We start from the raw sequence: 9,048 nt of genomic DNA on the forward strand, positions 1-9,048 counted from the left end.
GAAATCAATGTGTTTGCGAGCAAAGCATCTGAGGCAGTAGGTGTTTTCATGTTGCCTGGTGTTGCAACTGATTTTCCTTGAATTTCAATGGTTCCCGGCCACACTTGGCAAATCCGTGCGACATGAAACGCAACATGGCGCCGCGATTTCTGACCTGCACGTCGCGCCGAGCCGCGACGGTTGGAATACATCCAACTGGATAACTTAACGCCTTCTCTGGACCTCAGCGCTAAGGGTAGCGATCTTTAGGCTCCGCATAACATGGAGCCGCTTGATGAAGACGATATTTCTGCTCATGGCGCAATATGACGGTGCCGCGATCATCCCGGTCGCGTCGGTCGTGAAAGATTTCTTCCCTCACATGAGCGTCGAGCAGTTCGCAAAGAAGGCGACGCGAGGCGAGATCAAAATCCCGCTCATCTACATCGAGCAAAGCCAGAAGGCTGCAAGGGGGGTGCATGTACAAGACTTGGCCGATTATATCGAAGCTAGGCGGAAGGTGGCGAAAGACGTGCTTGAGGCGTTTTCACGATGACCGTTTCGATTGAGGGCGCTGGCCTAACGGATAATGGAAAGGGGCGACTGCGGCCGTGATATCATCGCGGTTGTGCGCGAGACCATGTGAAAACTCGCCGCAAGGCAGTTGACACGACGCAGTGGTCTTGAGACGAACAGTGCTGCGAGGGCATGTGATGGATGGATTGATTGGAATTGGCCTTTACACGCCGGCAGAAGCTGGAAGGCTTCTGCATGTGGCGCCGGCTAAGATATCGCGATGGCTACGTGGTCACACGCTAAAAGGGCGCGAATACCCTGCGCTTTGGACGCCCGCCGTGAAGCTGGATGACGCCGAAAGGACTATTCTCGGTTTTCGTGATCTCATGGAAATCCGTGTAGCTGATGCTTTCATTCGGGCCGGTGTTTCCTCGATCCAAGTCCGCGCAGCGATTGATTATGCACGCGAGGTCCTCGGTGAAGATTACCCTCTTTCAGCCGAAAGATTTAGAACCGATGGGCGCAGCATTCTCCTGAGGGTTTTTGAGAAGGACGCTGACGGGGTTGAGCGCGAACGTCTCCTCAATCTCTTCCGCCGGCAATACGAATTCAAGGAAGTCATCGACCCGCTTCTTAAGACCGTTGATTTTGATGACCGCGGCTCGCCTCGCCTATGGTATCCGGCCGGGCGGCGCGTCAACATCGTTGTCGACCCATTGCGCTCATTTGGACAGCCAATCGACGGTGCAACGAGCGTGCCCACGGCAGTATTGGCGATGTCGGCGAAGGAGCTTGGCGTCGACGAGACGGCAATCGCATACGATGTGCCAGAGGCATCCGTGCGGCGCGCAATCGACTTTGAGCACTCACTGAATTGATGGTGGCGGTGAGTGAAGGTTCTTTTCGATAACTGTACCGCCCCTCTCTTCGCCTCAACCTTAAATGGCTTCATCAGCCACTATGGTCACACGGCTGTTCATATCCGGGACGTCCCGGACCTTCCTAACGGCCGGAATTCAACCGACGTTGAGTGGATAGAGTATCTTCGGGCGTCTCCTGAGGTCTGGACCTTCATTTCCGGAGACGGTCGGATATTAAAAAATCCGGCCGAACGCGCCGCGCTTCGATCAGCCGGGCTACATGGATTTGTACTTGCGCCTGGCTATCAGAAAACACCACTCAATCAAGTAGCGGCGGTTCTGCTTTGGCACTGGCCTGAAATGATCCGCCTGACTGAAATCCTCGCGGCGCCCTCGATGCACGAGGTACCAATGAAGCGGATAACGAAGCTCCGCTCGCTTCCTCTTTAAAGGCTGCGGCGACTTAGGCGCGAAAGCAAAGCGCGGACCGTACCAACGCTTGCTCGACGCATTCATTCAGCAAGTAAAAATCCGCCGCCGGTTACTCGGCGAAAGATTGTAACATAGCCACATCAAGGATATTCGGCGCCAAGGTCAAGGCTGGCGAGTATCAAGGATAATTCGTCCAACTTCAGCCTGACAACAGCCCAAGTGCGCAAGTCTTCGGTTCTCGGGTCGCGAGCTAACTCGATTGCTTTGTCGATGAGGCGCGAAACAATCCGTAGAGTACGAGCATCGCGCGGGGGAGCAGTGATTTCAACTTTTTCTAGGTCGATAGACGGGAGGTAATGTTCAAATTCTTTAACGAAATCTGCAATCGCATTCTCGCGGTCGGAGGAACCCGCTCCAATATGCGGGTAAGAGACATTACCGCTCTTGCGGCTGCGCACCTGAAATTGAATTCTCCCAGCATACATTAGCATCGACCGAATTTCTTCGATCGTTCCGTCAAACTGATCTACCAATGCCATCTTACGGCGATCTGTGTTCTCTTCCCTCAGAATGTCAGTCTGCGCACTGAGAAGATTGGCTTGGCGCTTCGCCTCATTAGCCTGCTCTTTCATCACCTCGCGCTGTAGTTCGAATTCCTCTCTCGTCAGCGCGAGTTCTTTGCGTTGCTCACGAAGCTCAGTGGATTGCAGAATGACAGCAACTGCTAACCAGATAAACGCAAGGGTCGAGAACGCGCCGGCGGTGAAATCGCCCCATTCGTTCGGAGCCATGCAGGCAAGGCCGTTGTCGCACTTGATCCGCAGGAGCACAAAGCAGCCAGCCAACCAAAGAACGGTCCCGACCGAGGCGATCCAGAGGGTTAGCTTAGAGCCGACGGGCAAACCGACCTCCCTGTCTGGGCGGGAGTTACGAAGCTGATCCTTCACTCGCTACCTCAATCAACTATGTACTTGGCCGCGGAGGATCGCCATGGATGCCTCCGGTGACAAAAGCTTGGTGTTTTTCAGTTCCGCTTTCCGCGCATCGTAGATCGCAACATCAGCGGCATCCTCTGCCGCTTCCGCCTGGCGTTGCCGCCGGCGCTTCTCCATCTCTTCCAACTGCTTTCTCGTCACCATGTCGGCACCTCGTCGAGCAGGAAGAGCCCCGGCCACAGACCCCGGGGCTCTTCCCTCAATCCGCAATCACAAGGAGGATCAGACCTCGCGGGCGGATAGTTTCAGAACTTGTACTGTCCGTCGAGCGCAATCAGGCGGATCGGGGGCCAGAAATCCAACTCAAAATGGAAAAATGAAATCGAAAAAAGTGGGAAAAGGTCGGGGGCAACCTGCTCCGCATAGGCCGGCCAGTGGCACATGATCAATTCCGGCCATCTCCCCGTCGTGAAGCAGGTCGGCGAGCGCTATGTCGTCAGTCGCCGGAAGCTTCTGGCCTTTTTCCTCGAGGACGCGACATGAGCAGAGTTGACCACGAGCGCCGCCGCCAGGCCGATCGGCAGCGCCGGCAAGGAACGGAGGGCGCCGACGAGCTCGGCGCCCTTTTCGCCAAGGCGAGGGCATTCAAGAAGCGTCCGGCGAAGGCCGACCTCCGAGCCGAGGCTGAGGCGGCGATCGCGAAGGTGACCCGCGAAATGAAATGCGACGGTTGCGGCCATGAGGGTACCGTCACCGTTCCGGCGTCTCGTCGACGGGCTCGCCTCCGGTGCTCGCAGTGCGGAGGCTATGCGACGTGAAAACGACAATAGAAACCCCGGGACCGAGCCTCGCGACGTGGAAATTTCAACTTCTTGAAACGGTCGATAACGACCCACTACTTGGCAAGGGCGGTGCCTGCCTTTCCGTGATGCGGGCAGCGATCAACTTCATGAACACGCGGCACTCGCGTCCGTACCTGCCCATCAGCGTCCTGATGAAGCGTACCGGGCTGGCAAGTGCGGCCTGTGTGGACGCGAGGAAGCGTCTTGTTACGGCCGGCTACCTCGTCCCGAGCGGATCGAACGCCCGAGGGCTGGACACATTCGAAATCCGCAATTCCCGCCGCGTGGACGTCCTTACCAGGCAGTGAAGGACATTGAAGAGCAAATTCGGCATGAGGGGCGCGGGGGCAGGTTCGACGATGCGCTTGCCACTGCTCAGAAGGCTTTCGAGAAGGCCGACGTCAATTGGAACCGGCGCCGCAAGGCGGAAGCGGCAGCATCGGTTCGACGTCTGCCTACAAGTTGCAGCGGTTCAAGTCGCAGCTTGGCGATATCGCCCTCACGATCGGCGGTTCATTGCTGCCGGCGCTCAACAAGCTGCTCGTTCCTCTCGGCGAGATCGCGCTCAAGTTCTCCGCATGGTCGGAGGCCAATCCTGAGATTGTTCGGAACGTCATCTTGGCGACGAGCGCAATCGTGGGCTTTCGTATCGCGCTGGCGAGCCTGCGCTTTATCGGTCTTATGGGTCGAGGTGGCGCCCTGTCGATGCTGGCCTTAGCGTTCAACACGGTCGGACGAGCCGCCATCGGCGCCACCAAAGCCGTGAAGAATGCTGTCGGTCTGCAAGCCGCCCTCGCAGCGATGAGCGGTACGAAATTGACGGGCCTTCAATCCGTCACGACGGCGCTCAAGGCGATGGCACTCGCTGTTCCTTGTATATGATCGAGGTGAAGTCGTTCTTCAGATAGGCTTTGAAAGCCTTGTCCGCCTGGGTTTCCAGTTCCAGCCGGTCGACGAGGAAAAGGACGCGCTTGGCGTTACGTGTTTTCAGAAAAAGCTTGATCACCGCTGCAGACGTAAGTGTCTTGCCGGTGCCGGTTGCCATCTCGAACAGAAACCGCGTCGCGCCCCTCTTGGCGCTTTTCTGTATCGCCTGGATCGCGCGTTCCTGATAGGGGCGAAGGAAGCGGAGTTTTTGCTTTTCGACGAAAGCATCCCGCTCCGCCTCGTTTTTCCATGCTGCCTCGTTTGCATAACCAGGCATTTGGGTGACAACGATAAAGTCGCGCTCAACCTTTTCGGCAAAGAGCCGCTCTGCATTTGGCTCGAAAGCGTAGTGATCCTTGATTTCGTTAGGGCCGGGGAAAGCAGAGACAACCGTCGGATTGCCCTGCTCGAGGTCCCACAGGTAATGGATGTTCCCGTTGCTGAGAACCACGAAGCGGGCATTCTGAGCGCGGGCGTATTTGCGGGCCTGCTCCTTGCCGATGCGAGGATCTTTGTCTTCGGATTTCGCTTCAAGGACAATGAGCGGCTTGCCGTCCTTGTCCAGCAGCAGGAAGTCGATGAATCCCTTCGCGCTCTTTTCAAAGTCCTCGCCAAGGCTCTCGATTTGCTCAGGCTTCAGTTTTACGTTCGGTTCTAGAACGACATTTGCGGGACCGTTCTTGTCATCGAAGAAGCGCCAGCCGGCCGCCTCCAGCAGCCGATTGATTTTGATCCTGGCTGTTGCTTCCTTGCGTAATGACAATGCTCACCCCCCGGCAAAAATCAGCAGTGAATCGGTACTCCTTAGGTTGCATAGCTTAAAGAGCGTTCGATCGGGAGGAAATGGGCAAAGCGCGGTATTCTGGCGGAGGTCGATTTTTCTGATGAAACGAGGAAAGGGGCCTCCTCTATGTAGAGTTAGCCCCTTTGTATTACTTCTCGATAGATCCGACGATAACATTTCGTGCGTCGTCTGCCGCCGCCGATCCTTTCAACCACTGCCACGGCGATCGCGGCTTATGCACCTTCGCAAGCTCGGGATGTTTCTTCGGATCTCGGATGGCATCGCGTAGACGTTCGCGTGCTTCTTTCGGGTCGATCTTCAATTCGGCGCACAGCGCCTTGAGGCTGATGATTTCGGGTGCCTTGTTGGTCATGATCGTCTCCTTCGGTTCAAGACGACCCATCTAATAAGATGACACAACGCCCGATGTCAGGAACAACCCTCACGCTTTGTGAAACAGTTCTGAAATATCAACGCCAAGTGCTTTGGCGATCCTGCTGAGGACATCAATGGATGGATTACGCTTGCCGCCTTCGACCCCGCTGAGATAGGTCTGATGGACGTCGGCAGCGTGTGCCACATCTTCTTGCGACAGCCCCTTTTCGCGCCGCAAACGCTGAATATTTCGTGAAACTCGCACACGTACGTCCATGTGCGCATGGCGCTTGGAACCGCCACACTTCGCCATAGACTATAAGTCATAAAATTCTTATCGTCGGCCATGCTTTCAGAACTTTATCTCTCCGAATGGTTTGAATGGGCTCGACGTTATGAGCTCCCGCAGGCTCCTGGCATCTATATTATTGCAAGAGGCGATATCCGAGAGATCGTATATATCGGGCGGACATGGGGAGGCGGGGGACTGCGTGACCGAATTCGGTCTTTTCATCGCTCTGCCTCAACGGGTAAAAAGGGGCACGCGGGGGGCGTGACCTTCCACCAAAAAGTTGGCCCTGCAGTAGATGCGCTTTTCGTGCGCGTGCATTCACCTCTTGCCATAAATCCCGTGGACAAAATCATGCGCCCTTACCTCGATTATGCGGAGCGAAGGTTTATTTGGGAGTATGTCACGCAGCATGGCGACCTTCCCCCGTGCGACAGCGAATAGCAGCGCATGCCGATTCCAATTTGGCCTTTAGATTGTAAGTGAAAGGGGCAGGTACGTTCCGAGCTTGATGCGGCGTGAGACAGCATCAACCCGAGTTGCTAAATACCAGACCTTTGCACCAGCGCTCGATACGCGGATATGCAGTCCAGTGACCAATTCATCACGGACCTCGTACCGCTTGCCTTCGGCCGGAGGGAGATTGTCGAGCAATTTGGGTGTGAGTTTCTTTCGCATAACGCAGTAATAAGATTGCAACGCCTGCGTGTCAGGGTACGATTCGGAGCGGTGTTAAAACCTGTGAGAGTTTCCGCATCGTTTTTAAATGACAGAGAATTATGCGGGATGCGTTTTGAGAAATTCAAAAATTCAAACCGTGAGCCACGGCGAGTAATATGCATCTGGGCAGAGTAAGAATATTTGGATTAGGTGGACTGGATGGCTGAACAGAGCATTATTTCTGAAGACATGACATTGAAGCGTGTGCTTCAAGATTTTTATCGCGTGCCCGATTATCAGCGAGAATATGTATGGGGAGAGACAAACCCCAAGGGTGAGGGCGGCGAAGAGGTCGATCAATTTTTGTCAGACATATATGCTGAATATGAAAGCGCTACGAGAGAATTTGCCCCAGAATACTTCATTGGCACCATTGTAGTCTGTAAAGATAAGAATGATGTATTCGAGTTAGTTGACGGACAACAGAGAACTACGACTACCTATATCACTCTATGTGCTTTGCGCGATGTCTTGGTAGAGCACGAACAGGATGTACCCGAAGAACTCAAAAGCCAGATCGCATCAAGCACGATTGATTGGCAGGGTGAAAATGTCTCGAGATTTCGTCTTGAGCTTCAATACGAGGATTCCGGCGGCATTCTCGTAGAATACGGTCAAGGGCTGGGCAAAGATGCTAATAAAGAGCGGACACGTTCAATTCGCAATATTGGCAATGCCTACCAGACGGTCCGCGAATTCATCTCGACGACACTTGCAAACGACCCTGCAAACGTCCGAAAGTTTCACGGTTATCTGACCAACAAGGTGAAGATTATTCGTATACAGACGCCGACAATCGCGAGAGCTTTGAAGATATTCGAGACGATCAATGACAGAGGCGTCGGACTCGATGCCATGGATTTGTTGAAAAATCTTTTGTTCATGAATGCGAAAGAGGGCGAATACGCAAAACTAAAGGATATCTGGAAACAGCTCACCGACGAGATCTACAGAGCGGGAGAGAAGCCCCTTCGCTTCCTCCGGTACTATTTGTTGGCAAGCTTCGATGTCGATAGCAAGCTGCGGGAAGAAGTCATTTATGACTGGTTCTTGAAGAACGAAAAATTGACGGGGCATAAGACTGAGCCCGTGAAGTTTGCGCAAAGCCTTTTAGATGCCGCAAAAGCTTACGGCCATTTCGTATCAAACCGCAATGCCTCTGGTGGACAGGAGCATGGTATCCGCAACACGCAACTGTTGGGCGGTAAGTCGATTAAGCAGCACTTCATTATTCTGCTGGCCGGTCGACATTTATCGCCTAGCAATTTCTCAAAGCTCTGTGCTGAAATCGAAAAGACAATGTTCGTCTGGCTTATTACTGGCACAGCCGGCAAAGATTATGAGCGTCAAATTGTTGAAATGGCGCATGCATTGCGGAAGACTTCGGATGAAAATTTTGAGACATTCGTAGACATCCGCTTTAAAAATGAACGGTCCAGACTTGCGCCAGAATTCCATACGCGCATGACCACACTGAAGTATTGGGATGCTCGTCAGTTCCGAATTCGCTATCTATTAGCAAAGATCACTCAGTACGTCGACTTACTTGCATATGGTCCAAGTCAAGGTCGAGATGACCTTTTAGAATACACAGCAGGGGGCAATGACATCGAGCATATTCTACCCTCTTCAGCTGATATGGAGGCCATCACGGAGTTTGGCGAGGGCGCTAACAATCAACTACTTATTCAAAGATTGGGAAATCTTCTTCTCATCGAGAAGTCTATAAACCGTGCGATTCAAAACAAATCCTACTCTTCGAAAACCACAATATATCCTAAGTCAAAATACCTGCTGACTCGTTGCCAAGCGAGCAGTCATAGTGGCGAGGTAGGGGTAGCGGATAAAATAACGACCGCCGCACAATCTCTCGAGGTGTTTCCTGAATGGAACGCTGCCGCCATTCAAAAAAGGCAGGAATTCTTGGCGAAACTGGCGGCATCGGTATGGGATGTTCATCCAGATCAGAGCGTTCCACAATAGCAGTTATCCACTGTATGATACCTAGTGGGGGAAATCCTCTGGGTATCATATGGGAGCCGTGATCTGTGTTCTTGTATAATCGATATTGAAGAAAGATGAAACGGTGTTGCAGCTTTATTTGTTGTTTCATCAATATCTTGCTGAGACAGAACGGTACTTGGAGTGCTCCCCATTTCACCGGACAGATCGGCTAGTTTGATTTAGCCCTGATGAACTGCCGAGGGGAAGCCATCTTGAGTGCGGAATGGGGATGGATTTCGTTGTAGTCTTCGATCCATCCGTCGATGAGCCGGAGCGCCGTTTCGGCGTCTGGCAGAGCTGATATGCGCACGTAATCCCGTTTCAGGGTTTTGACGAATGCCTCTGACATTCCGTTCGACTGGGGACTGGCGACCGGCGTGAAGCA

The 9,048-nt window shown here is 53.5% G+C and carries 13 protein-coding genes; 7 read left to right on the top strand and 6 right to left on the bottom strand.

The features are described from left to right. Positions 1 to 274: 274 nt before the first annotated feature. The 3 genes from B5M41_RS23790 (at position 275) to B5M41_RS23800 (ending at position 1,805) form a co-directional block, all read left to right on the top strand. Positions 275 to 535 carry a pyocin activator PrtN family protein gene (locus B5M41_RS23790; protein WP_134650877.1) on the top strand — a complete coding sequence of 87 codons (261 nt, stop codon included), beginning with the start codon at positions 275 to 277 and terminating at the stop codon, positions 533 to 535. Positions 536 to 692: 157 nt separating this feature from the next. Continuing rightward, positions 693 to 1,373: a hypothetical protein gene (locus B5M41_RS23795; protein WP_134650878.1), complete on the top strand. Its 681-nt coding sequence runs from the start codon at positions 693 to 695 to the stop codon at positions 1,371 to 1,373. Between the two features lie 12 nt (positions 1,374 to 1,385). Further along, entirely contained in the window at positions 1,386 to 1,805 is a 420-nt protein-coding gene (locus tag B5M41_RS23800) for a PIN-like domain-containing protein (protein ID WP_134650879.1), read from the top strand. Positions 1,806 to 1,927: 122 nt separating this feature from the next. On the opposite strand, the gene B5M41_RS23805 is transcribed toward B5M41_RS23800, so the two are convergent. After that, on the bottom strand, positions 1,928 to 2,734 hold the full coding sequence (locus B5M41_RS23805) for a hypothetical protein (protein ID WP_134650880.1): 807 nt from the start codon (positions 2,732 to 2,734) through the stop codon (positions 1,928 to 1,930). Positions 2,735 to 2,746: 12 nt separating this feature from the next. Then, positions 2,747 to 2,926, bottom strand: a complete 180-nt coding sequence (locus B5M41_RS23810; RefSeq protein ID WP_209020888.1) for a hypothetical protein — start codon at positions 2,924 to 2,926, stop codon at positions 2,747 to 2,749. A gap of 335 nt (positions 2,927 to 3,261) precedes the next feature. Here B5M41_RS23810 and B5M41_RS23815 point away from each other — a divergent pair, with 335 nt between their 5' ends. The 3 genes from B5M41_RS23815 to B5M41_RS23825 all read left to right on the top strand — a co-directional run bounded on the left by B5M41_RS23815 (position 3,262) and on the right by B5M41_RS23825 (position 4,446). Next, positions 3,262 to 3,540 carry a hypothetical protein gene (locus tag B5M41_RS23815; protein WP_134650881.1) on the top strand — a complete coding sequence of 93 codons (279 nt, stop codon included), beginning with the start codon at positions 3,262 to 3,264 and terminating at the stop codon, positions 3,538 to 3,540. After that, on the top strand, positions 3,537 to 3,872 hold the full coding sequence (locus B5M41_RS23820) for a hypothetical protein (protein WP_134650882.1): 336 nt from the start codon (positions 3,537 to 3,539) through the stop codon (positions 3,870 to 3,872). The genes B5M41_RS23815 and B5M41_RS23820 overlap by 4 nt, the downstream gene beginning before the upstream one ends. Before the next feature lie 97 nt (positions 3,873 to 3,969). Beyond that, positions 3,970 to 4,446, top strand: coding sequence for a hypothetical protein (locus B5M41_RS23825; protein WP_134650883.1), 477 nt, complete (start codon positions 3,970 to 3,972; stop codon positions 4,444 to 4,446). On the opposite strand, the gene B5M41_RS23830 is transcribed toward B5M41_RS23825, so the two are convergent. The 3 genes from B5M41_RS23830 to B5M41_RS23840 all read right to left on the bottom strand — a co-directional run bounded on the left by B5M41_RS23830 (position 4,412) and on the right by B5M41_RS23840 (position 5,963). Beyond that, positions 4,412 to 5,254: a DEAD/DEAH box helicase family protein gene (locus B5M41_RS23830; protein ID WP_230640317.1), complete on the bottom strand. Its 843-nt coding sequence runs from the start codon at positions 5,252 to 5,254 to the stop codon at positions 4,412 to 4,414. The two genes, B5M41_RS23825 and B5M41_RS23830, sit on opposite strands and share 35 nt — an antisense overlap. A 169-nt stretch (positions 5,255 to 5,423) precedes the next feature. Further along, the gene (locus tag B5M41_RS23835) at positions 5,424 to 5,648 is read right to left on the bottom strand and encodes a hypothetical protein (protein ID WP_134650884.1); all 225 of its coding nucleotides are present in this window, start codon (positions 5,646 to 5,648) and stop codon (positions 5,424 to 5,426) included. A gap of 69 nt (positions 5,649 to 5,717) precedes the next feature. Next, positions 5,718 to 5,963, bottom strand: coding sequence for a helix-turn-helix domain-containing protein (locus B5M41_RS23840; protein ID WP_134650885.1), 246 nt, complete (start codon positions 5,961 to 5,963; stop codon positions 5,718 to 5,720). An 855-nt stretch (positions 5,964 to 6,818) separates the two neighbouring features. On the opposite strand from B5M41_RS23840, the gene B5M41_RS23845 reads away from it, so the two are divergent. Next, on the top strand, positions 6,819 to 8,642 hold the full coding sequence (locus B5M41_RS23845) for a DUF262 domain-containing protein (RefSeq protein WP_134650886.1): 1,824 nt from the start codon (positions 6,819 to 6,821) through the stop codon (positions 8,640 to 8,642). Positions 8,643 to 8,832: 190 nt separating this feature from the next. Here the strand turns inward: B5M41_RS23845 and B5M41_RS23850 are convergent. Beyond that, a partial coding sequence (locus B5M41_RS23850; RefSeq protein ID WP_230640319.1) for an integrase core domain-containing protein occupies positions 8,833 to 9,048 on the bottom strand: 216 nt, incomplete at its 5' end.

Origin of the sequence: Shinella sumterensis (assembly GCF_004514425.2) — a bacterium.
Taxonomy (GTDB): Bacteria; Pseudomonadota; Alphaproteobacteria; order Rhizobiales; family Rhizobiaceae; genus Shinella; species Shinella sumterensis.